Origin of the sequence: Parapedobacter luteus, assembly GCF_900168055.1 — a bacterium.
Lineage (GTDB): Bacteria > Bacteroidota > Bacteroidia > Sphingobacteriales > Sphingobacteriaceae > Parapedobacter > Parapedobacter luteus.
This window is the reverse complement of sequence record NZ_FUYS01000003.1, coordinates 262,863-285,515: the sequence shown is the minus strand read 5'-3', so window position 1 is coordinate 285,515 and position 22,653 is coordinate 262,863. Positions and strand designations below refer to the sequence as shown.

The following is a 22,653-nucleotide window of genomic DNA, read 5'->3' as shown; positions in this document are numbered from 1 at the left end:
ATATGGAACCGGATAAAATGTATCGTCCCGAGTTGTTAAGGCTTGAATCACCAACCGACAGAAAACGCTATAACGAGCTAAGAAACGGTGAAGCATTGTTTGTTTATGATACGGTCATGCATCAATTACAGGAGCTGCATAAGATACGCTACCCATCTGTTGATGTGTCTACCCTGGATCAGCCGCATTTGATTGAACAGTACTTGGATGGTAAAGATTTAACATCGTATGGTGTTTGGGTTTACTATCCTTGGAGTAGGAAATTAGTGCATTTGGTGCCTGATACTGAATTTTATGAGTTAAGAACCAATCGTAATCAGCTCAAGATATCTGCGCAGGAGCAGCTCGTACTGAAAGAGAAGGTGATCGGCATTGTTGGGCTGTCGGTGGGACAATCTATCGCGCTTACGATGGCTATGGAACGCGTTTGCGGGACCTTGCGGCTCGCTGATTTTGACACTGTCGAATTGAGTAACCTGAATCGTATCCGGACCGGCGTACATAATTTAGGCCTAAACAAAGCGATCATCGCAGCGCGCGAAATTGCCGAACTGGATCCGTTTATAAACGTGGAAGTGTTTTCTGAAGGCTTACATGCGCATAATATGGTGGACTTTTTAACGGCGGGCGGATCTCTTGATCTACTGATTGAAGTATGTGATAATATGGAAGTCAAACTGAAAAGCCGGGTAGAAGCACGAAAATGTAATATGCCCGTTATCATGGAGACCAACGATCGCGGGATGCTGGACATCGAGCGATTTGATCTTGAGCCGGATCGGCCCTTGTTGCATGGGTTTGTGGATGAAAGAGATGCTGAAAACGTTGGGTCTATGGCAAATAGCGAACGGATGAACATCGTCAAAAAAATCGTAAATGCTGAAATGCTTTCTCCGCGAATGAAACAATCATTTGCTGAAATCGGAAAAACGTTGCGGTCATGGCCGCAACTGGCATCATCAGTTGTTTTGGGAGGCGGGGTTGTTACCGATGTTTCGCGTAAAGTGCTGTTGGGCGAACACGTAAAATCAGGCAGGTATTACTTTGATATTGACCAACTATTAGATGGACATTAAATTCATTAGCAGTATTTTTTTTTTGTTTCAGTGCTTACCTTGCCTGTTTGCCCAACCGGTTATACACGTTGCAGACGGCTATTCGGCCAAATACATAGGGCGTGAAGTCGAAATATTTCAGGATACGAGCAATCGGCTTACCGTTGAGGATATTCTTGCTGGCCGAGGGGTTTTTGAAAGAAGCAATTCTGAAGTATTGAACTTTGGTACCAGTGAGGTCAACAATTGGATTCGGTTTACGATTTTCAACGATACAGACTATCCGCAGCTCATACTCAGCATCAGCAATCCGACGATAGAGGAAGTTGCCCTTTTCAAGCTGGCTGGAGCGATAGTGGACAGCGTGCCCATTACTACGGCTACGCCTTATGTAGAAAGGGATTACCATCACCAGTTTTTTGCGCACAACCTGGTGATTCCACGGGGCGACTCGGCCACGTTCTATTTGAGATTAAGAAGCACGACACAATTGCTCGTGCCATTGATGATTAGCGATTCCAGAAACTTTATTAAGGCGGTAGGCGGATTCGATATACGTTCGGGGATCTACATAGGTGTTATGCTGGCGATGTTACTGTATAACCTTTTCTTATACTTCTCGGCGCGTGATCGGCACTACTTGATCTATGTTCATTATATTTTTTGGGTTACAGCTGCGCAGGTTGCCTTACTGGGTTATTTTGATCGCTTTTTCCAGTGGATTGAGATTCCAAATGGATATGTCGTCACGTTTTTCGGCGCCATGTCTGGTATCGCTTCTGTCTTTTTTGTAAAGTCGTTTTTGAACATAAAAAATTATAGCAAGTATTTTAACGGCTGGTTGAACTTGATTATTGTCGGCGATTTAATTGCCATCGCTCTCCTCTTTCTACAGGGACCTTCCGTAGGTTACAGCGCGGTCAATTTGGTTGCGGGTTCAGGATCCTTGATTGTATTGATAATAGCTTATATTACATATAGAAGGGGTAACCGTCCTGCTAAATTGTTTCTGATTGCATGGGGTATTTTCCTTGGTAGTGTAATTACGTTTGTCCTGAAGGATTATGGTATGCTCAGCTATAGCCTGTTGACGGTGCACGCTGTTCAGATTGGATCGCTGGTCGAGGCATTGCTGCTGTCGTTTGCGCTTGGGGACAAGATCAACTTGTATAGAAAAGAAAAAGAAGATTCGCAGGCGAGGGCCCTGCTGATGTCCAAGGAAAACGAAAAGCTGATACGCGAGCAAAATATTATTCTTGAACAGCGGGTTGAAGAACGCACTCATGCCCTGAAAGAATCCAACGAGTCGTTGCAGAAGACGCTGACCTATTTAAAAGAAACCCAGGCCCAATTGGTTGAAGCGGAAAAGATGGCTTCTCTTGGCCAATTGACCGCCGGCGTCGCACACGAAATCAATAATCCAATTAACTTTGTCACCTCTAATGTGGCACCGCTGAGACGGGACATTAATATGATATGGGATACGCTGAGCGAAATTGAACGGATCGCGTGTGCAGACTCGTCGATTGAAGAAAAAAAGCGGTATATCAACACATATAAAGACGAATTGGATTTTGATTACCTTAAAGAAGAAATCGATTTCCTGCTCAAAGGCATGCACGAAGGGGCGAATAGGACGGCGGAAATAGTAAAGAGCTTACGGATTTTCTCGCGGGTCGACGAAGATTCGTTGAAGTTTGCAGACATCAACGAAGGGTTGGAGTCGACGTTAGTGATTTTGAATAGCGTGGTCAAAGAGGGCGTGCATGTCGCTAAACACTATGCCGACCTTCCTCATATTGAATGTTATCCGGGAAAGCTGAATCAGGTGTTTCTCAATATTATAACCAATGCGCTCTACGCGATTAATAAGAAGTTCGAAGGAAGACCGGGTGGCCTTTTAGAAATAAAAACGGGGGTAGATGCCGTGAATGTATACATATCAATCAAGGATAACGGAATAGGAATGCCGGCGGACGTGCAGGAAAAAATATTTGAACCTTTTTTTACCACCAAAGAGGTTGGTGAAGGAACAGGGTTGGGTATGTCGATAGCCTATAACACCATTAAAAAGCATCAAGGCGAGATAAAGATTGAGTCTGAAGTAGGTGAAGGGACAAACTTTATACTAATCATTCCGCTTAGGCAACAAATGCATTAAGTGTTTTTCTTTATTCAAATCATTTATGTTTATTTTTGTTTTTTAGCTTCATTGGCCATATAAACGTTCCAAAGCTTTATGCTCAAGTCCCCGGAAATACTGTACATCGATGACGAGGCCAACAACCTAATCAGTTTCAAAGCTACGTTTAGGTATCGTTACCCCGTATACACGGCAATCAATACCGATGAAGCTCGCGAGATACTGCGTTCAAACCCCAACATTAGAATCATTTTTTGCGACCAGCGGATGCCCGGAGAAATGGGGATTGACTTTTTGCACAAAATAAAGCATGATTTTCCGAGGCCGATCCGGATTCTACTGACGGCATACGCCGATATGGAAACAGTGGTGGACGCTGTGAATAAAGGGCATATTTTCCGATTTGTGCGAAAGCCGTGGGTTGAGGAAGAAATTATATCTTCCATCGAGGAGGCCAACAAGTTTTACATTACTAACTCGATGTTGGATATTAGGAATGAAGAACTTCAGAAAGCATATGATGAACTGGATAAATTCGCCTATAGTGTGAGCCATGATCTTCGGGATCCTTTGACAGGCGTATTGTCTGCTATAAAATTGGCGCTGGAATTTGATTCCGTAGACAGAATTCACGAGATTCTGGCGTTAATGGAAAGTTCTGTGCTAAAGTTAAATTCTTACATAAACAGCCTCCATGATTATTACTTGTTGAAACGTGGAGAACTGACAATTTCCGAAATAAGCTTTGAGTCCTTATTTGAATATTTACAAAATTTTTATAGTATATATACGCGGAACCACAACGTCGAATTCGTGATCAGTAGTGACCAAAAGGAAGTGTTTAAGGGCGACGAAACAGCGTTGAAGCTTATTTTGCATAATTTGTTGTCCAATGCTTTCAAATATCAAAAGCGGGACAACGACCATAAAATGGTGAAGTTGTCTGTCGTTGTGGAAGGCAGCAAAGCTACTATACAAGTGAGTGATACGGGAATCGGTATCGCGGAGCAGGATATCGGGGAGATTTTTAAGTTGTTTTTTAGAGGAAGCGATCAGGCAGAAGGAACAGGTTTTGGGTTATACAATGTGAAAAGTGCGTTGGCTAAACTTCAGGGAGAAATAGCGGTGACCTCTGTAGAGGGCGAAGGAACCACCTTTACGGTCGTTATCCCGAGCAAATAAGCCGGTGCTTATCGGCCATCCTTATAGGTTTGTGTCATGAAAGCAGCTTTTGTCTGAGTAGAAATTCAAGTTGCTCGTTCGTTACTTCAAGTTTCGAAAAAGACTCTTTTATCCGTTCTCTTTCGGCGTAAATTTCATACGCCCGCTGAATGGTATCATCTAATTCTTCTTCGCTCCACGGTTTGCTCAGGTAATGGAAAATTTTGCCCTTATTGACCGCGTCAACCACCGCACTCATATCGGCATATCCTGTAAGGAGTATTCGCATCGGGTCCGGGTTGACTTTGATCACCTCTTCCAGAAATTCAACCCCCGTCATTTGCGGCATCCGTTGGTCGGTGATAATGACGTTAATTGGTCTTTCCTTGATCAGTTGGATAGCTTCTCTACCACTCAAGGCCGTATATACCTTATACTTTAGGCGGAATGTGGCCCGGAAAGAGATTAAGTTGTTCTCCTCATCATCCACATATAAAATTGAAATTTTCCTTTCCATGTTTTCACAGTTTTAATCCAAAGGAATATGCACGAGCTACCTAACACAGCCTGGTATCGAATTTTTTAACTTCACGTTAATAAGGTGTATGCCAATTCAAATTCCAAGTTAGTAAACTTTATTGTTAAAATGGCAATAATAATTAATAAATTGACGCTAGTGTGTGTTAAAACCAATAATGTGCAAAAAGATGGCAATATTTAAGATAAAATTATCCTATTAGTTACTAATTTTATTTGTAGATGGTTTGGCGGAAAGAAAGGTGCAATGAACACCTCCTTATCATGTGAATAATAAGGAGGTGTTTTATTTTGCCCGGCATGAGATGATATAATTTGCGGGGCACTGTGCTGTTAAGCGCCCAGTTGTACCCGTTTAAAAACGGTGACGGTTAATCCTTTGGAGACGCTGTCTAAGAACTGAGCAATGTTCTTGGAAGAATCTTTTACAAACTCTTGATTGAGCAACGTGGATTCTTTGTAGAATTTATTGAGTTTGCCCTGCGCAATTTTTTCAACCATCTCCTCGGGCTTACCTTCGGCCCGAATTTGTTCTTTTGCAATTTCCAATTCACGCTCGATAGTGCGGGCGTCTACATCACCTTTGTCAATGGCAACAGGGTTCATCGCTGCAATTTGCATGGCAACGTCTTTGCCGGCCTCGTCAGCGCCCTCAATAGCTTGATTAAGTCCTACCAATACGCCCAATCGATAATTGCCATGTATATAAGCAACTATTTTTTCGGCTTCGACAGTTTCATACTTGGAGACATCTATTTTTTCTCCAATTTTCCCAGTTTGATCAAGCAGCAAATCGGAAATCTTGATACCATTTATTTCCAATTGTTTTAGCGCGTCCAACGATGCAGGGGCTTGATTTACGGCGACATCTGCGATGCTTTCTGCAAAGGCAATAAAATCGGCATTCTTGGCAACAAAATCCGTTTCGCAATTCAATTCAATAATGACGCCTTTCTTGCCATCGGCTGTTGTTTTCGCAATCACGACACCTTCGTTTGAATCACGATCTTGACGGCTTGCGGCTACTTTAGCACCTTTTTTACGTAAATAATCGATAGCGGCCTCAAAATTACCATTGGCTTCAATGAGTGCCTTCTTGCAATCCATCATGCCCGCGCCGGTCTGTTGGCGCAGCTTATTTACATCCGATGCTGAAATTTGTACTGTGGACATGTTATTTTCCTTGTTTTGTGTATACGTAAATATGTTTTTGACTACTGCAAAGTACCTATAAAAAAGCCGGAAGGCAACCGGTTAACGGAAAAATAATGCTTCCGAAACCTGCTGTTTACCATCCGGCTTCTGTAGAGATTATTCTCCGTCTTGCGTTTCGTCGTCTGTTTCTGCTGAAGCCTCTACTTTTGTTTTACGGGGGCGTTTTCCTGACGCGTCCGCGTCGGCTTTTGACTCTTTAATTTCCGTGTCAGGCTCCTCACCGCTGTCAATTTTGGCTTTAGCGGCAGCGGCTTCCCGCTCAGCTTCTTCCTCTTTGTCGCGTTTCCGCTCTTCAAGACCTTCCTGAATTGCCTTTCCTATAATCTCTGTGATGAGACTAATGGATTTCGTCGCGTCATCATTGGACGGAATAGGAAAGTCGATATTGGTAGGGTCCGAATTGGTATCCACCATGGCGAATGTGGGGATGTTTAGCTTCAGTGCTTCACTTACTGCGATGTGCTCTTTTTTCACATCGATGATAAAGAGCGCTGCTGGCAGGCGGTTCAAATCAGCAATACCACCTAGCAGGTTTTCCAACTTGATCCGCTCGCGCTGTATCATCAGCTTTTCTTTCTTGGACAAGACATCGTAAGTGCCATCTTTGGTCATCTTGTCGATGTTTGACATCTTTTTGATGGATTTACGTACCGTAGCGAAGTTAGTAAGCATTCCGCCTAACCAGCGTTCGGTTACAAAGGGCATGTTTACAGCTTTAGCTTGAGCGGCTACGATGTCTTTGGCTTGTTTCTTAGTTGCTACGAATAAGACTTTCCGGCCAGACTTGACAACTTGTTTAATTGCTGACGCCGCTTCTTCGAGCTTGGTAAGGGTTTTATTTAAGTCAATAATGTGGATGCCATTACGTTCCATGAAAATGTACTTAGCCATTTTCGGATCCCATTTACGGGTAAGGTGGCCAAAGTGCACACCTGCATCCAATAACTCTTGATATGTTGTTCTTGCCATTTTTTGTTCTCCTTAAAATTAACGTTTACTGAATTGGAATCTCCTGCGTGCTTTACGGCGTCCGGGTTTCTTTCGTTCCACCATACGGTCGTCACGAGTTACCAGGCCTTTAGCCCGTAATGCAGGTTTCACCTCGGGATTAAGCTCGATGAGCGCTTTGGCTATTGCCAAACGGACGGCCTCCGCCTGACCTTTGATGCCTCCTCCGGCTACGTTAACTTTTACATCGTAATTACCGGCAGCGCCGGCCACTTCCGTGCTTTGGGTAACGATGTATTGCAATGGCAATGTTGGGAAATATTCTTTATAATCTTTACCATTCACGGTAATATTGCCGCTGCCAGCGGAAAGATAAATGCGGGCAACAGCAGTTTTTCTTCTTCCTGAAGTGTTAGTTGTTGACATTTCTTTTCTCCTTAGAATTTAACAGTTTTTGGATTTTGTGCTGCATGAGGATGCTCGTTGCCTGCGTATACATACAGGTTTTTGAACAACGCGCGTCCCAAACGGTTTTTGGGCAGCATGCCGCGTACGGCTTTTTCCAGAATGCGCTCCGGATGCTTGGCCAACAACTGCTTTGGAGAGGTGAAACGCTGACCGCCTGGGTAACCGGTGTAACGGCTGTACACCTTGTCCTCAAGTTTATTGCCGGTCAGTCTAACTTTGTCTGCGTTGATCACAATTACGTTATCGCCGCAGTCTACGTGTGGGGTGTAAGAAGGCTTGTGCTTTCCCCGGATCACTTTAGCAATCTGAGATGACAAGCGCCCCAAGATCTCGCCCTCAGCGTCAACAACAATCCACTCCTTGTTGACGGTGCTTTTGTTGGCAGAGACAGTTTTGTAACTTAACGTATTCACTTGCTTTGTTTTGAAATAATTAATAAATATATTTAGCCCCTTGTTTAAGGGTCTGCAAAGGTACGATAATAAAATTGATTTTTCAAAGTTATGTGGCAAGTAATAATAAAGGTGCGTTGTTTTGGGCAATTGGTAGCATTCGGATGGTTGATGGTAGCGGGAGGCGCTGTTCAAGCCCAGGATGAAGTTGCTGTACCTAAAGTGCTCAGTGTCGGTGATAGCCTATTGATAAAGGAATTATATTTCAAAGGTATACAGCAAAAGTCATCCGGCCAGCTCGCGGCCGCAGAAAACACCTTTGACAAATTGGTAAACCTGCAGCCGGAAAACGATGCGGCTCATTTCGAGTTAGCAAGAATTTATTTTGAGAATGAGGACTTCGCGGCTGCTGAGCGGTCCGCAAAGCGTGCCGCAGCGCTGCATCCTGAAAATGAATGGTACTGGAACCTGCTATTGGATATTTATAAAAAGACGACAAATGTACGTGAAATGCCGATGGTGTTTGATGAGCTTATCAACCTCAATCCTGACAAGCTATCCCATTATCAGGATAAGGCATACACGCTATACCTGGATAAACGGTACAATGATGCGCTTGCGGTATGGGAGACAGTGGCTGAGAAATTTGGAGAAACCGACGATCAGTATTTAGCTAAATATCAGATCTATTTGGCGCAGGGCAATACGGCTTCGGCGATACGGGAATTGGAGCTGCTTGTCGCAAAAAAGCCTGAAGAAAGCAAAAGCTACATATTACTGGCTGAATTGTATACTAATGCAGGAAAATCCAAGAAAGCCTTGGCTTTGCTGGATCGTGCGGCGGATTTGTTTCCGAATGAACCGCTCGTCTTACTTAGTAAGTCGGACACTTATTTGGTTATGGGCAAACAACGGCAGGCATACGATTTTCTCCGTCAGGCCTTCCTAAGTGACCAATTGGACATAGATGCCAAAGCCGGTATATTATATACTGCTATTGGCGAACAAGAACATCCGATCGAGGGCAAGTATGTGGCTGACTTGGCCAACCTGTTGGCTGAGTCTTATCCGGGAGAGGCTAAGGCTCACGCCGTGAGAGGGGATATATATATGCAGCTGCAACAGTTGGAACAGGCGCGCGAAGCGTATCTGGAAGCGTTGGATAAAAATAAATATATCGAAGGTGTCTGGCAACAATTGCTTCAAGTGGAGCTTCAAATGGGACGATATCATGATGTGGAAACGCATGGCAAAGAAGCTTTGCGTTTATTTGCAAACCACCCATTGTTTTTATTTTTTACGGGGCATGGTTTTCTTGGTAACAAAAATTATCAGGAAGCCCGTACTCATTTAGAAGCGGCTCTGAACAATGCCAATGAAACACATATACCCTTGCTGACTCAACTATATAGCAACCTTGGGGATATCTACCATGTGCTGTCGATGCATGCGGAATCCGATGTTGCTTATGAAGAGGCCATCGCATTGGACAGTACAAATGCCTATGCGCTCAATAACTATGCATATTACCTGGCGATCCGTAATGAGAAATTGGCGCTTGCTGCTGAGATGTCAAAAAAGTCAAACGAAATTATGCCCAATTATGCGTCATACGAGGATACCTATGCCTGGGTACTTTTCCAACAGGGAAAATATGAAGAGGCGTTGATTTGGATAGAACGGGCCATTAAGCACTCGGAGAAGGCTTCCGACACATTACTGGAGCACTACGGTGATATTCTTGCCAAGTTGGGAAATATCGATGGCGCGGTAACGCAATGGAAAAAGGCGCGAGCCATCTCCCAATCCGTTGGCAAGGATATTGATAAATTATCCAAAAAGATCGATGCGAAACAATATATTGATTAAAGGCGCCGTTGTCCTGGTGTTGTTTATAACGGTGCTTTCATGTGCGCCCAAAAAACGATTGGTTACTGATGGAGAAGGAAACGAAAGGCGTTTGTCCGACACCGAACGATTGGATGTCATGAACAGTATCATACAAAATGAGCCACAGTTCACGACATTTAGTGGACGTGCTAAAAGCCGAATAGTTATCAATAAAGATAATTACGATGTTACCGCGAATGTGCGGATGGAAAGGGGGAAGGCTATCTGGATCTCCGTTACCGCGTTGATGGGCATTGAAGCAGGCCGGATGCTAATTACACCGGACAGTGTCCAAATCATCAATCGTTTGAAAGCCGAATATCTAAAGAAGCCATTTAGCTATATCCACCATTTTACCAACAAAGCGCTGGATTTTACCAATCTGCAGCAACTTTTGGCGGGGCACATCATTGGACAAGCGGTTGAAGGAGATACCAAAGTTTGGGCGGTGGACGGTGGCCATATTCTGCGTGGTCAGACCAATGAATTGGTTTATACAATACACGTGGATGCGGCGTATCGTATGATGAGCACGTTGTTGGATGAAGCAGTACATAATCAACGGCTGGAGGTGCGTTATTCCGCGTATCAGGAATCTGGACGGATGACATCACCTTACCAGCTAACGATCTCAGCCGTTGCAGACGGATTCAATCTACAGGCCGAGATGAGTTACAGCAGGGTTACGTATGACGAGGCGTTAGCTATGCCTTTTAGCATTCCTGCACGGTACAAGGAAATCCATTAGCAGTTTGATTATCGGTCTGGTTTTATTACCTTCGCGAACGATATCTGGCTGAATGACACGATTTACAGGTGTAGGAATTTACTGGTGTTCCCACCGCAGACAAAGCAGCATGTTGATGAATTTTATGAGGGTTATTTTAAGTGCATTCGTTGTTTTCCTGGCGTCGGCTACTGGTTTTGCCCAAAGTAGTGCCGAACTTAAAAAGCAGCGGGAACGCCTAAATCGGGAAATAGAGCAGCTAAATCAAAGTCTTAAAACGACATCAAGTGATCGAAGCTTATCCCTTAAGCAGGTGAACGCATTGAATATGCAACTTCGGCTGCGTGAACAGAAAATCAGTACCATCAATAGCGAGATTAGACTGATTAACAGCCAGATTGCTTCGCACAATAAAACCATCCAAAACCTGCGCAACCAACTGGCCAAGCTGCGGAAGGATTATGAAAACATGGTGTTGTTTGCTTTCCGTAACCGAAATGCTTATAATAAGATGATGTTCATCTTTGCGTCGAAGGATTTCAACCAAGCATTCAAACGGGTAAAGTACTTACAGCAGTTTAATGAATCCCGTAAAGAACGTGCGAAAGAGATTGAAGACACGCAGAAAGCGATCGCATTGAAAGTTGCACAATTAGAGGCGAATAAAAAGGAACAGGCAGCCCTACTCGCAGAACAGCAGGAAGAACGTAAGGTGATTGCACAAGAACAAGGAGCCGAATCCAAAATCTTGCAGGCGCTTACTCAACAGGAAAAGCAATTTAAACAAGAACTGCAAAAGAAGCAACAAGAAGATGAACGCTTAGCAAGGGCAATACGGACGGCTATCCAGCGCGAAATCGAAGAACAACGAAGGTTAGAAGAGGAAGCACGCCAAGCGGCCTTGGCATTGGAAGCCGAGCGGACGGGCAAGACCGTAAAAGAAGTGGAGGCTGAAAACCCATCCGTCCGTAAGAGCGATACCGAAGTATTGGCCAATACACCGGCAGCGGCGAAACTTTCCGCCGACTTTGCGGGCAACCGTGGCCGGCTGCCATGGCCGGTGCAACAAGGGTTTATCACACAAGGGTTTGGACGGCATACTGTCGGAAGAAATGTCACGGTAAATAATTCGGGGATTAAGATTCGGACATCCAATAACGCGCCGGTACAAGCAATTTTTGATGGTACCGTACGAACGGTGGGCAATATGACCGGAGTTTATTTTGTTCTCGTACAGCACGGCAAGTATTTTTCGGTTTACCAAAACTTGGGCAGTTTAGCGGTTAAGCGCGGACAAACCGTTCAACGGGGCCAAACTTTGGGGACGGCTTCGGTGGATCCGACGGATGGGACATCAGAAGTGCATTTTGAGCTTTGGGAGGGCGCAACACCTATCAACCCTGAACCTTGGTTGGCGAAATGATTATCACAATGAAACGGCATGAGCGATGCTCTTGAAAAAAGGAGGGAGCGATCTCAATAAGCTTCAAACCATTTGAAAATAAATTGTTCGGATGAAAATATTATATGTACATTTGTAAATCCACTGTGCTTAGGCGGGGTGGAGTAAGTAATTTAAAATGACTATTATGCTTGATTCAGTGTTGTTATTTCTTGGGACACCAGAAATTATATTGATTGTGGTGGCGTTGCTTTTGTTGTTCGGCGGGCGCAAGCTTCCTGAGCTAATGCGTGGGATGGGACGTGGTATCCGGGAATTCAAGGAAGGACAAAAGGAAAGTCCTAAAGAAAAAGTAGAAGAGAATAACTAAGGTAGTATGCCCGATATCAAGCGAGACGTTATGCCAGCACATGGGATTTGGCATAAAGCTCCTTCGTTACATGGGCGTCATTGGGCTACAACTTTTATTTTTCAATCGTACAATAAAAAACCTAATCTACACGTTTTTCAACGTAGAATATACTTAACCAATGGTACTTAGTTGTTAACTTGGATAGCTATGAGTATGTCGTGAGAAGGCCTTATGGCATAGATACCTACTAACGAAAACATGAAATTAAAACAGATTTCGGCAGTAGCCGTGAGTAGTGTTTTGTGTGCACAATTGGCATTTTCGAAGAATACCTCCCTGGATTCACTTTCGGACACATTATCGCAAACCGATATTGCCAGCCAAATCAGTGCGCAACTCGATCTAATAGCGGACAGCGTGCATTTTGTTCACCTTGAAGAGGGGTTGGGTACTTCCCCGATTTTAGATTTTGTGCCCGCAACTGTAGAGGGGCGGCTTGCCTATCTTCAGCGAACTGTTCCGCTTACATACAATGCTCAAGTGCAGTCTTATATTGATGTGTACAGTACAGAGCGATACCGGAGATACCTGTCTCGGATGATGGGGCTTGGGCAGTATTACTTTCCGATATACGAGCAGGTTTTTGCAGAGATCGGTGTGCCGGATGAAATTAAATATTTGTCCATTGTCGAGTCGGCGTTAAACCCGCATGCCATATCCCGGGTTGGGGCCACGGGCTTATGGCAATTTATGTATGCTACCGCACGGGTATACAACTTGGCTATGGATAGCTATGTCGATGAACGAAAGGATCCCGTAGCGGCAAGTTACGCAGCTGCAGCGTATTTATTGGATGCTTATAACGAATTCGATGACTGGTTATTGGCTATAGCCTCATACAATTGTGGAAAGGGAAATGTATTGCGGGCGATACAGCGTTCGGGATTAACCAACCCCGATTATTGGGCTATCAGTCCTTATTTACCCCGCGAGACACGTAATTATGTACCAGCATTTATCGCGATGACTTATATGCTGGGTTATCATGAAGAGCATGGTATCATGCCGGATAATTCAGACGATTTGCTATTGACTACGGAAACCGTATGGGTTCAGAAGTTTGTGTCATTTGATAACGTAGCTAACGCGTTAGGTGTTGATGAAGGCATCATTAAGTCACTAAACCCTGCGTATAAAAGGGGGATTGTAAACGGCAGTCCGGAATTCCCGAAAAGACTGATATTGCCGGAGGTGCCGCCGCAAGCCTATTCCGCATTATATGCTGCGCTAAACACCCAAAGCGGGATACCGACCGTAATGAATGCATCCGATAATACAGGAGGGGATAAAACGTTTATCCATCGGGTGCGAAAAGGGGAAACGCTGGGTGGTATAGCCAAACATTACGGTGTTACTGTGCAGGATTTGCGTGCCTGGAACAACATCAAAAAGAATATCATTGTGCCCGGTCAGCGACTAAGCGTCCGGCGGCAAACGGCACCGGCCGCTTCTGGAAAAGAAGCCTCAGGATCGTATATTTCCTATAAGGTAAAACGTGGAGACACGCTATCGGGTATTGCGCAACGTCACCGCGGAGCCAGTGTGTCAGCCATTAAGACCGCGAACGGCTTGACGAACAACAATATAAAGCCAGGTATGACATTGAAAATAAAAGTCGATTGATAGTGTTCTTTATAGGAGCCAAGCTGCGTCTTCCCCTCCATCAAATTCATGGAGTGTGACGGTCACATGCTCTTTTAGGATAGTGGACAATTTCAGGCCGGAGAAGTCGCTAAAAATTGGGAATTTATGATGGCTCCGGTCAATTAATACCGCCGTCCGCATCTTTTTAAGGGGTACATCGAAAAAGACGCCCATTCCGTAAGCCAAGGTGCGGCCACTGTTTAATACATCATCTACCAGGATAACCACCTTGTTCTCCGCTTGTTCTATCGGGACGTCCGTTTTTGCGTCCAGTATGCGGCTTGTCTTATCAAGCGAGACTTTGATGAGTTCGATATTGAGTGAGGAAATTTGTTCAAGCACTGCCTTAATTCGCTGAGCAAATACATACCCCCTGTCGGCTATGCCCACTAATACAAGTGAATCTTCTTCGAAGTTGTCTTCAAGTAGTTGGTAAGCAATACGGATGGTCTTTTTCCGTATTTGCTCCTGGTTGAGAATCAAAACTTTTTTTTCGGACATGCCTGAATTTTTACAGTGAAATGGTTGGTAAAAATAGGGAATATTAACGAAGGCTTCAAGCCCGGAGAGGTGTAAAAATCGATATGGAACACAAATAAAATCCGCTTTCCAATGTTTCAACAGGAATTGATGGACTTTAACGAGACGATGCTGGGCAATTTTATGCGAAGCGCTATATTTAGTTTAATGCTGGTTGCCGGCCGCCGTCTTGTTTATCATCCGCAGTATTTTCAGCTGCCATCGCTGTAAGCATTCGGCCGCCGTTATAATAATAACGTTTCCAGTAAGCTTCATTAAGATCGCTGATCATTACGCCGCGGCTTGAAGACGCATGGGCAAACTTGTCATCGCCAATGTAAACTCCTACATGCGTAATATTGCGGCTCCTGATTTTGAAAAACACCAAATCTCCGGGTTTCAATTCTTCTTTCCGGATGGGATTCACTTGTGTGTAGATGTTACGACTATTGTGGCCCAATGTGGTGTTAAAAACTTTATCGTAGAGCTCGTAAGCAAATTTCGAGCAGTCAACGCCTTTTTTGGTGGTGCCTCCCAGACGGTAAGGCGTGCCTATCCATTCATAGATAAATTGGTAAAGCTTTGTATTCGTGGTCGCTGAAACAGCAACACCCATTATCTGAGAAAAATAGTCTTTTGCTAAATTATCCGGATCGGATGGGTTTGTAGTCGGCTGTTCGGTTAAGGTTTGGGCTTGCGATATGGCAAACATGCAAGCAAATAGTATACACGCTACTGATGTTTTCCTCTTCATTAATTTGCCTTTTTATGGAACATACAGACGTTGATTGTTTATAGCGGGCACAACACGTTATGCCCATTGGTTCGCAAAGCTATGGTAAAAATTTCATTCAGGCAAGAGAAAAATGACGATCGTTTATTTGTTTTGAATTTCTATAAAAATATAGGAATCATAAAAAAACGACTTTTTCCTTGATAATTTGAAAATAAAAACTTTCCTTTGTCGCGGAAATTATAAAACAATGGAAAGATACGTGACCATTACAACATCCATTACATCCACGGGGCGGAAAACCCGGGGGAAGTGATTATATGTTGTAATTGTTGACAATAGATATAAGCGCCTTCCTCGAATACAGGAAGGCGCTTTTAATTTCAGCGGTTTGAATGCGCAATTGATTTTATGCAAGGAATGAATGCAAATGCTATAGACACTTTATCGTACAAATGAAAATACTCAAGTTTGGCGGTACATCCGTTGGTTCTGTTGATGGCATCCGGGCGGTGCTTGAAATCGTAGGAAAATCTAAAACGTCAGGTGAGCGGCCATTGGTTGTTTTGTCGGCAATGAGTGGAATAACCAATTTGCTGGCCTACCTTGCAGAGGAGGCCGCGGAGGGACGGGACTTCGTTCAGGGTTTACAGGAGATCGAAGGTCGTCATTTTACGGTAGTCAAGCAGTTGATTCCTGTGAAATGCCAAAATCCGGTGTTGACCAAACTGAAGATTTTTTTCAACGAGTTGGAGGATCTTTTACAAGGTGTTTGCAGCTTGCGTGAGCTAAGCCTGCAAAGCAGGGATCTGATATTGAGCTATGGGGAACGGTGCTCGACCTTTTTGGTCAGTAAAGCCGCTGAGCAGCAATTTTCAGAGTCGCTGTTTGTGGATGGAACACAACTTATCCGGACTGACAGCCACTTCGGAGGTGCGCACGTCAATCAAGCGCTATCCGAACAGCTTATACGGGCATTTGTAGCGGCGAACCCGGGACGCTTACTTTTTGTCACAGGTTTTATTGCGTCCAGTGAGCAGGAAAGAGTCACCACGTTGGGTAGGGGAGGCAGCGATTATACCGCTGCAATCATCGGATCGGCCATCGATGCCGAAGCGATTGAAATCTGGACCGATGTCGATGGCATGCTTACCGCCGATCCACGGATTGTAAAGAAAGCATTTTCACTGCCGATACTGTCATACACCGAGGCTATGGAATTATCTTATTTCGGAGCCAAGGTTATTTATCCGCCAACAATGGTTCCGGCTTTTCTAAAGGAAATCCCGATTGTAATCCGCAATACGTTCAATCAAGATTTCGTAGGCACGACCATCCAGCATGACGGCGGTAAGGCGGCACTGCCAATCAAAGGTATTTCCTCCATTCCAACTATCAGTGTCATCAATTTAGTGGGCAGCGGCATGGTTGGCCGTGCCGGCTTCAGCGGCCGGTTATTCACGCTACTCGCAAGGGAGCAAATCAATGTGGTGCTGATTACACAGTCTTCTTCCGAACACAGCATTACATTTGCCATACACCCGGCTGATGCACTGCGTGCTAAATCGCTGATTGAGAGCGAATTTGAATTGGAGTTGAAAGCAAACAAATTGTCGAATCCAGAAATCGAAAATGGGTTATCTGTGTTAGCCATTGTCGGTGAGAACATGAAGCAGACTCCCGGTATGTCAGGCCGGCTTTTTCATGCGTTGGGCCGAAATGGCATTAACGTCCGTGCTATTGCCCAAGGGTCTTCGGAATACAACATCTCGGTTATTATCGCCCAAACCGATCTGGCCAAAGCACTGAATGCTGTACATGATGCTTTCTTTGCCCAGTTAAATAAAACGTTGCATGTTTTCAATGTTGGCACAGGAAACATCGGTTCGACGTTATTCAGGCAGATTCAGGAGCAGTATGGCTTCCTGCTGGACAATAATGATATAGAAATAAAGATAATCGGTCTTAGTAATTCACGGAGGATGCTTTTTAATGCGGATGGAATTGACTTAGCTACATGGGAAGTGCAATTACACGAATCGGGAGAGCCGGCTGATTTGGATACGTTTGTGGCAAGGATGATGCAGATGAATCTTCCAAACTGTGTGTTTGTAGACAACACGGCGAGTGAGCAGCCTGTCCGTTATTATGAAACCATATTCAGATCTAACATTTCCATTGTCACTTGCAATAAGATAGCCAACTCGGGCAAGTACAGCCAGTATCAGACGTTAAAGGATACTGCCCGCAGGCACGGCGTCGATTTTTTTTATGAAACCAATGTCGGAGCTGGACTACCTATCGTGCGTGTACTGCGGGACTTGATGATGAGTGGGGATCGGATTATACGTGTGGAAGCTATATTGTCAGGCACGATATCCTATATCTTTAATAACTTCAACGGAACAGCTTCCTTTCACGATGTGGTCCAAACCGCGCAACGATTGGGTTATACAGAGCCAGATCCACGTGACGATCTTAAGGGTACGGATTTCATGCGTAAGATGCTGATTTTGGCACGGGATGCCGGATATAAGCTTGAACCCGAGGATGTCCAGTTGGGGGCAATATTGCCGGAAGCCTGCATCCAAGCTGCTTCGGTCGGAGAATTTTACGATGAATTAAAAGCGGCTGACGCGTATTTTGACGATTTGAAGGCAAAAGCTCAACGAGAAAATAAGGTGCTTCGCTATATTGGCAAGTTAGAAGCGGGGCAAGTTTCTATCGCTTTAGAATTGGTCGATGCTAACCATCCCTTTTTTGCACTTTCGGGAAGCGACAATATTATTTCGTTTACCACCGAAAGGTATAAAGAGCGGCCGCTTGTGGTTAAAGGGCCGGGGGCTGGGGCAGAGGTCACGGCTGCAGGTGTTTTTGCGGATTTGGTAAATGTTGGCGCATGAATTTCCTACGACGAGGTAAGCATGTAAATGAAGCCGAGGTGTAATAAATGGTGACACGGCAATTATTATTTACAGCGAGCGCTCATCAGCCACAAAAGATAATAATTAGATGAAAACTATCATGGAACAACAAGAGACCACCAAAACGGGTGTGGCTTCAGGGGAACGGGACAAGGTGCATGTATTTGCGCCAGCCACCGTCGCCAATATGGTTTGTGGTTTTGATGTGTTGGGTTTTGCATTACACGAACCGGGGGATGAGGTGGTCATTCGAAGAGCCGGCGAACCGGGTGTGCGGTTAGTAAACATAACGGGAGATGAAGGCAGGTTGCCTCGCGAGGTGTCGAGGAACACCGTAAGTGCAAGCGTAATATCGTTTTTGCAGTACATCGGGCGGTGCGATATCGGGATTGAAATCGAATTGCATAAGCATATGCCAATCGGTAGTGGTTTGGGATCAAGTGCGGCAAGTACCGTGGCGGGATTATATGCTGTCAACAAGTTGCTAGGCAGTCCACTGTCACGGAGGGAGCTGCTGCCCTTTGCCATGGAAGGTGAGGAACTGGCTTGTGGCCATGGCCACGCGGACAACGTGGCTCCTGCCTTGTTGGGGGGCATTACGTTGATTAGAGGGTATAATCCCTTAGATGTGGTAGCGCTTCCCGCCCCCCCTGCATTGCATGCCTCCGTGGTGTTCCCTCATGTAGACGTTCCAACGCGCGATGCCCGGCAAATGATTCGCACAAAAGTAGCCCTCCAAGATGCGGTGACCCAGTGGGGTAATGTGGCCGGATTGGTGGCAGGGTTGTTTCGCAATGACTACGAGCTGATTGGGCGAAGTATGCAAGATGTGCTTATCGAGCCTACACGGGCAATTCTCATCCCTGAGTTTTATGAGATGCGCCGCTTGGCTATCGACGCTGGAGCGCTGAGTTTTGGTATCTCTGGCTCGGGGCCGTCTGTCTTCGCCTTTGCGCAAAATGCGGAGCAAGCCAACGGTATCACCTCGGTTATTCAGGCACACCTGACAGCGCAGGGGATCGGTAGCCATGGATATATGTCGAAAATAAATATGGAAGGACCGAAAGAAATTACCAATAAACATGCAGTTATATAGCACAAACAACAGCGACTTACGTGTATCGTTTAAAGAGGCGGTTTTTAACAGTCTGCCTGCGGATAAAGGGCTTTATATGCCAGCGTTGATTCCTCAGCTGGACAGTTATTTCATACGGAACCTTCCGCAGTACTCACTACACGATATTGCCTTTTTTGTAGCAACGGCGCTTATTGGCGACGACATCCCGGAAGCAGACCTCCGTAGGATAGTAAGCGATGCGATCAACTTCGAAGCGCCCATCCGTCCGTTGGACAGCGGTTTAGCGGTGCTTGAATTGTTCCATGGTCCCTCATTGGCCTTCAAAGATTTTGGCGCTCGCTTTATGAGCAGGGCAATGGCCTTTCTCTCGGCCGGTGATGATCGTGTATTAGACGTGTTGGTGGCTACTTCGGGTGACACGGGGGGAGCTGTAGCATTGGGATTTCTGGGCGTACCGGGCACACGGGTTACCATTCTCTATCCCAAAGGGAAGGTAAGTCCCGTGCAAGAGCTGCAACTGACCACCCATGGACAAAACATCCGGGCTATCGAGATCGACGGTACCTTTGATGATTGCCAGGCGTTGGTCAAAGAAGCGTTCAATGACCAAACGTTAAAATCGGCATTCCGGCTCACATCGGCTAATTCAATCAACATAGCCAGACTGATCCCCCAGACGTTTTATTATTTTTATGCTTATGCCCAACTGTTGGTGCAAGGCATGGAAGAGGTGGTGTTTTCGGTGCCCAGTGGCAACTTCGGCAATATCGGCGCCGGTCTGCTGGCGCATAAAATGGGGTTGCCTGTCAGGCGTTTTATTGCGGCCACGAATGTGAATGACACGGTTCCGCGCTTTCTCGAAACCGGCCGTTTTGAGCCACGGCCGTCTGTACAGACGTTAGCCAACGCAATGGATGTAGGCAACCCAAGTAATTGGGTGCGTATCATGGATTTATTTGGGTATGACAATGCGCTCGTTAAGCAGGCAGTCACTGCTTTCACCTTTACCGATGCAGATACCCGTAGGGCTATCCAGACTATTTTCGATCGGTATCATTACGTGGCATGCCCCCATACAGCTATTGCTTGGTTGTCTGCAGAAGCCTATCGCCGTCAGTACCCGGGTTCGTATGCTACTGTATTTTTGTCGACGGCGCACCCCTGTAAGTTTCCAGACATGTTCGCCCCGGAAATTGCTGCTCGCATTACGATACCCGACCAGGTTAAGCTACTGGCAGGGCGTAATAAAGAGATAACGGCATTAGGTAACGATTTTTCGGCATTTAAAAGTTACCTGTTGGCGAACTCCTGATTTATTGCCATTCAAACCTCATCCAGGCATCTTCATCCCGACCAAACACGAAATACTTTGGATGGATGATTTCAGCCAGTATTTCGGCATCATCAGCGATTAGCGCACCAGGCTGGTGCAAATAATTGCTGTTGTGAACGATATATACCTGGTTGTTGGCTAAGGCGTTAACTTGCCGCCATGCCGGATCGGAAAATGTCGCCGGCAGTTCATCAAGCAACCGCGGCATTGGTTTGTCATTAATGACGATGATAATATCAGGATTCCAGATCGAGGCGGTGATGTCTCCGGGATAACTGATGCCAGCGCAAATTTGAACAAGACTGGCAAGGTATTCGTTATGGGCTATTTTTAAGGGGTGTACATCATACAGGGCGAGCACCCGCGGTTTGTTGTCGTTAGCAATGAATTTGAGCTTGTGGATAATGATATCAATGCGCTCTTCGAGATCTTCAGCCATTTGATTGGCCGGTTGTTGAACGTTCAGTGTCTCCCCGATTTCGCGTATTGCAGCGTAAACGGATTGCGGCGTAACCGCATGGATAAGCTTTTCATATAAAGGAGCCTGCTCAATCAGGGGAGTGCAAGCCGAATCGAGATTCAATGCTGTCAATACACTCTGCAGCGATAAACGTGGATTTTGCATGACAGCAAAGGTACGTAAGTCGGCCCATTATCGCCATAATAGCACCTTAAAAACATTGATGTCCGGCAATGAAATGAATGAGGCATTTAACTGGATACGTTCTTGGATGATTTCGCTGCCTGCTTGCCCCGCTACCAGTATCAAGGCCACAAAAAAAGGAATTATGAGTAGCAGAAAAGGCGAAATGTTGCCAATAAACTTTTTCATTTTCTTAATGTTTATAAAGTTATACAATCACACCGACCCAATGCACGATACAAAGAAACCAATTCCTGATTCCGGATAGAAAAGTTTTAGACCAACGGTCGGATTTTGTAGACCAACGGGAACCGGGGAGTTCATCCGTCGGAACAGGGCGTTGGCCGAGCGAAGCAAGGCGTTTGTCTATCAGCGGAGCGGATATTAATTGGCTAACGTTATATTTGCGATTATGCTTAAAAATAAAGCTATTCTTATCCATGCACTTGTGTGGGCGGTTATGTTGACCGTTTTGTTTTTTGTGAGCGCCAGGGAACATCCTGGGGAGACGGCGGTTTTGATTCTGCTATATGGCGCGTTGAATATGATTATCTTTTACGTCCATTATTTTCTCGTCACCCCGCTTTTTATCGGAGACAACCGTTATAAACGTGCTATATTGTATGTTATTCTTGTGTTGTTAGCATCTATTGCCCTGAAATACGCCATAGCTTTGCACTACGAAGACGTTATCTTAAAATATCGCGATCAAGAGAATACGGAAAAACTATTGACGCCTGTGCAATATACCGTTGCGGCGCTTATCACTGGATTGTTTTTCATGTTATTAAGCACGGCGGCGTATATTATTTCAGCTAATTTCAAGCTCCGTGAACATCGCAAAAGTTTAGAAAACGAGAAATTGAATGCCGAATTGGCGTTTCTGAAATCACAGATTAATCCCCACTTTCTATTTAATTCGCTGAATAATATCTACTCTTTGGCTTACCAAAAGTCCGAAAAGACACCCGAAGCCATCCTCAAATTATCCGAAATCATGCGATACATGCTTTATGAGAGCAATGAAGAGTTTGTATTGCTGGAGGAAGAAATTAACTACCTGAAAAACTATATCGAATTACAGAAATTGCGTTTCAAGGAAAAGGTTTATGTCGATCTTTATGTGGATGTGGATGAGCCCGGCCACCGCATCATGCCATTGTTGCTGATTTCATTCCTCGAAAACGCTTTCAAGCATGGTGTATCTACTAATGCGAGCAAGCCAATCCGTATCGATATCGAAGTGCACCATGGCCGCTTGCACTTTAAGGCTGAAAACGCTAAAAGTCAGCTCAATAAAGACCAAACCAAAGGTGTCGGACTGACCAACCTCAAGCGGCGGCTCCAGCTTGGCTATCCCGGCAGACATACTATTAATATTGTTGAGTCAGAAGATTACTACAGTAGCGAACTTTTCATATATTTATAA

The 22,653-nt window shown here is 45.1% G+C and carries 21 protein-coding genes; 12 read left to right on the top strand and 9 right to left on the bottom strand.

Going from position 1 to position 22,653, the window contains the following annotated elements; all coding sequences use genetic code 11:
• Positions 1-2 precede the first annotated feature (2 nt).
• The 3 genes from B5X72_RS07805 to B5X72_RS07795 all read left to right on the top strand — a co-directional run bounded on the left by B5X72_RS07805 (position 3) and on the right by B5X72_RS07795 (position 4,380).
• A complete protein-coding gene (locus B5X72_RS07805) occupies positions 3-1,076 on the top strand; it encodes a ThiF family adenylyltransferase (protein ID WP_079716269.1) in 1,074 nt (357 codons plus the stop codon).
• Complete coding sequence (locus B5X72_RS07800; protein WP_079716268.1) at positions 1,066-3,216, top strand: sensor histidine kinase; 2,151 nt, start codon at positions 1,066-1,068, stop codon at positions 3,214-3,216. Before B5X72_RS07805 ends, B5X72_RS07800 begins: the two co-directional genes overlap by 11 nt.
• A gap of 78 nt (positions 3,217-3,294) precedes the next feature.
• Complete coding sequence (locus B5X72_RS07795; RefSeq protein WP_079716267.1) at positions 3,295-4,380, top strand: hybrid sensor histidine kinase/response regulator; 1,086 nt, start codon at positions 3,295-3,297, stop codon at positions 4,378-4,380.
• A 34-nt stretch (positions 4,381-4,414) separates the two neighbouring features.
• Here the strand turns inward: B5X72_RS07795 and B5X72_RS07790 are convergent, their stop codons facing one another.
• The 5 genes from B5X72_RS07790 to rplM form a co-directional block, all read right to left on the bottom strand.
• Positions 4,415-4,876: a response regulator gene (locus B5X72_RS07790; RefSeq protein WP_079716266.1), complete on the bottom strand. Its 462-nt coding sequence runs from the start codon at positions 4,874-4,876 to the stop codon at positions 4,415-4,417.
• 353 nt (positions 4,877-5,229) lie between these two features.
• Positions 5,230-6,069, bottom strand: coding sequence for a translation elongation factor Ts (gene tsf / locus B5X72_RS07785; RefSeq protein ID WP_079716265.1), 840 nt, complete (start codon positions 6,067-6,069; stop codon positions 5,230-5,232).
• Positions 6,070-6,207: 138 nt separating this feature from the next.
• On the bottom strand, positions 6,208-7,080 hold the full coding sequence (gene rpsB / locus B5X72_RS07780) for a 30S ribosomal protein S2 (protein WP_079716264.1): 873 nt from the start codon (positions 7,078-7,080) through the stop codon (positions 6,208-6,210).
• An 18-nt stretch (positions 7,081-7,098) separates the two neighbouring features.
• Positions 7,099-7,485 carry a 30S ribosomal protein S9 gene (rpsI, locus tag B5X72_RS07775; RefSeq protein ID WP_079716263.1) on the bottom strand — a complete coding sequence of 129 codons (387 nt, stop codon included), beginning with the start codon at positions 7,483-7,485 and terminating at the stop codon, positions 7,099-7,101.
• 11 nt (positions 7,486-7,496) lie between these two features.
• Complete coding sequence (rplM, locus tag B5X72_RS07770) at positions 7,497-7,940, bottom strand: 50S ribosomal protein L13 (protein WP_079716262.1); 444 nt, start codon at positions 7,938-7,940, stop codon at positions 7,497-7,499.
• Positions 7,941-8,030: 90 nt separating this feature from the next.
• Here rplM and B5X72_RS07765 point away from each other — a divergent pair, with 90 nt between their 5' ends.
• The 5 genes from B5X72_RS07765 to B5X72_RS07745 all read left to right on the top strand — a co-directional run bounded on the left by B5X72_RS07765 (position 8,031) and on the right by B5X72_RS07745 (position 13,973).
• Positions 8,031-9,788, top strand: a complete 1,758-nt coding sequence (locus tag B5X72_RS07765; protein WP_079716261.1) for a tetratricopeptide repeat protein — start codon at positions 8,031-8,033, stop codon at positions 9,786-9,788.
• Positions 9,766-10,557: a lipoprotein insertase outer membrane protein LolB1 gene (locus B5X72_RS07760; protein ID WP_079716260.1), complete on the top strand. Its 792-nt coding sequence runs from the start codon at positions 9,766-9,768 to the stop codon at positions 10,555-10,557. The genes B5X72_RS07765 and B5X72_RS07760 overlap by 23 nt, the downstream gene beginning before the upstream one ends.
• A 115-nt stretch (positions 10,558-10,672) precedes the next feature.
• Positions 10,673-11,959, top strand: coding sequence for a murein hydrolase activator EnvC family protein (locus B5X72_RS07755; RefSeq protein ID WP_079716538.1), 1,287 nt, complete (start codon positions 10,673-10,675; stop codon positions 11,957-11,959).
• A gap of 166 nt (positions 11,960-12,125) precedes the next feature.
• Positions 12,126-12,308 carry a twin-arginine translocase TatA/TatE family subunit gene (tatA, locus tag B5X72_RS07750; RefSeq protein ID WP_079716537.1) on the top strand — a complete coding sequence of 61 codons (183 nt, stop codon included), beginning with the start codon at positions 12,126-12,128 and terminating at the stop codon, positions 12,306-12,308.
• Between the two features lie 240 nt (positions 12,309-12,548).
• Positions 12,549-13,973 (top strand): LysM peptidoglycan-binding domain-containing protein, encoded by a 1,425-nt coding sequence (locus B5X72_RS07745; protein ID WP_079716259.1) that lies wholly within the window; start codon positions 12,549-12,551, stop codon positions 13,971-13,973.
• A gap of 9 nt (positions 13,974-13,982) precedes the next feature.
• Here B5X72_RS07745 and B5X72_RS07740 read toward each other — a convergent pair whose 3' ends face one another.
• Together B5X72_RS07740 and B5X72_RS07735 are read right to left on the bottom strand one after the other, a co-directional pair.
• A complete protein-coding gene (locus tag B5X72_RS07740) occupies positions 13,983-14,495 on the bottom strand; it encodes a phosphoribosyltransferase family protein (protein WP_079716258.1) in 513 nt (170 codons plus the stop codon).
• A gap of 178 nt (positions 14,496-14,673) precedes the next feature.
• Positions 14,674-15,267: a C40 family peptidase gene (locus B5X72_RS07735; RefSeq protein WP_079716257.1), complete on the bottom strand. Its 594-nt coding sequence runs from the start codon at positions 15,265-15,267 to the stop codon at positions 14,674-14,676.
• A gap of 434 nt (positions 15,268-15,701) precedes the next feature.
• Between B5X72_RS07735 and thrA the strand changes: the two genes are divergently transcribed.
• From thrA to thrC, 3 genes are all read left to right on the top strand, one after another.
• On the top strand, positions 15,702-18,149 hold the full coding sequence (thrA, locus tag B5X72_RS07730) for a bifunctional aspartate kinase/homoserine dehydrogenase I (protein ID WP_079716256.1): 2,448 nt from the start codon (positions 15,702-15,704) through the stop codon (positions 18,147-18,149).
• 121 nt (positions 18,150-18,270) lie between these two features.
• Positions 18,271-19,266, top strand: a complete 996-nt coding sequence (locus B5X72_RS07725) for a homoserine kinase (protein WP_079716536.1) — start codon at positions 18,271-18,273, stop codon at positions 19,264-19,266.
• Entirely contained in the window at positions 19,253-20,560 is a 1,308-nt protein-coding gene (gene thrC / locus B5X72_RS07720) for a threonine synthase (protein WP_079716255.1), read from the top strand. The genes B5X72_RS07725 and thrC overlap by 14 nt, the downstream gene beginning before the upstream one ends.
• A gap of 1 nt (position 20,561) precedes the next feature.
• On the opposite strand, the gene B5X72_RS07715 is transcribed toward thrC, so the two are convergent.
• Positions 20,562-21,206: an ABC transporter substrate-binding protein gene (locus tag B5X72_RS07715; RefSeq protein WP_079716254.1), complete on the bottom strand. Its 645-nt coding sequence runs from the start codon at positions 21,204-21,206 to the stop codon at positions 20,562-20,564.
• Between the two features lie 27 nt (positions 21,207-21,233).
• Entirely contained in the window at positions 21,234-21,413 is a 180-nt protein-coding gene (locus B5X72_RS07710; protein ID WP_139378590.1) for a hypothetical protein, read from the bottom strand.
• Between the two features lie 223 nt (positions 21,414-21,636).
• On the opposite strand from B5X72_RS07710, the gene B5X72_RS07705 reads away from it, so the two are divergent.
• A complete protein-coding gene (locus B5X72_RS07705; protein WP_079716252.1) occupies positions 21,637-22,653 on the top strand; it encodes a sensor histidine kinase in 1,017 nt (338 codons plus the stop codon).

Bases quoted from the DNA above. Each gene is read 5' to 3' on its own strand.
- B5X72_RS07805 (WP_079716269.1), top strand. From the start codon at position 3: ATGGAACCGGATAAAATGTATCGTCCCGAGTTGTTAAGGCTTGAATCA.
- B5X72_RS07800 (WP_079716268.1), top strand. From the start codon at position 1,066: ATGGACATTAAATTCATTAGCAGTATTTTTTTTTTGTTTCAGTGCTTA.
- B5X72_RS07795 (WP_079716267.1), top strand. From the start codon at position 3,295: ATGCTCAAGTCCCCGGAAATACTGTACATCGATGACGAGGCCAACAAC.
- B5X72_RS07790 (WP_079716266.1), bottom strand. From the start codon at position 4,876: ATGGAAAGGAAAATTTCAATTTTATATGTGGATGATGAGGAGAACAAC.
- tsf (WP_079716265.1), bottom strand. From the start codon at position 6,069: ATGTCCACAGTACAAATTTCAGCATCGGATGTAAATAAGCTGCGCCAA.
- rpsB (WP_079716264.1), bottom strand. From the start codon at position 7,080: ATGGCAAGAACAACATATCAAGAGTTATTGGATGCAGGTGTGCACTTT.
- rpsI (WP_079716263.1), bottom strand. From the start codon at position 7,485: ATGTCAACAACTAACACTTCAGGAAGAAGAAAAACTGCTGTTGCCCGC.
- B5X72_RS07765 (WP_079716261.1), top strand. From the start codon at position 8,031: ATGTGGCAAGTAATAATAAAGGTGCGTTGTTTTGGGCAATTGGTAGCA.
- B5X72_RS07760 (WP_079716260.1), top strand. From the start codon at position 9,766: ATGCGAAACAATATATTGATTAAAGGCGCCGTTGTCCTGGTGTTGTTT.
- B5X72_RS07755 (WP_079716538.1), top strand. From the start codon at position 10,673: ATGAATTTTATGAGGGTTATTTTAAGTGCATTCGTTGTTTTCCTGGCG.
- tatA (WP_079716537.1), top strand. From the start codon at position 12,126: ATGCTTGATTCAGTGTTGTTATTTCTTGGGACACCAGAAATTATATTG.
- B5X72_RS07745 (WP_079716259.1), top strand. From the start codon at position 12,549: ATGAAATTAAAACAGATTTCGGCAGTAGCCGTGAGTAGTGTTTTGTGT.
- B5X72_RS07740 (WP_079716258.1), bottom strand. From the start codon at position 14,495: ATGTCCGAAAAAAAAGTTTTGATTCTCAACCAGGAGCAAATACGGAAA.
- B5X72_RS07735 (WP_079716257.1), bottom strand. From the start codon at position 15,267: ATGAAGAGGAAAACATCAGTAGCGTGTATACTATTTGCTTGCATGTTT.
- thrA (WP_079716256.1), top strand. From the start codon at position 15,702: ATGAAAATACTCAAGTTTGGCGGTACATCCGTTGGTTCTGTTGATGGC.
- B5X72_RS07725 (WP_079716536.1), top strand. From the start codon at position 18,271: ATGGAACAACAAGAGACCACCAAAACGGGTGTGGCTTCAGGGGAACGG.
- thrC (WP_079716255.1), top strand. From the start codon at position 19,253: ATGCAGTTATATAGCACAAACAACAGCGACTTACGTGTATCGTTTAAA.
- B5X72_RS07715 (WP_079716254.1), bottom strand. From the start codon at position 21,206: ATGCAAAATCCACGTTTATCGCTGCAGAGTGTATTGACAGCATTGAAT.
- B5X72_RS07710 (WP_139378590.1), bottom strand. From the start codon at position 21,413: ATGAAAAAGTTTATTGGCAACATTTCGCCTTTTCTGCTACTCATAATT.
- B5X72_RS07705 (WP_079716252.1), top strand. From the start codon at position 21,637: ATGCTTAAAAATAAAGCTATTCTTATCCATGCACTTGTGTGGGCGGTT.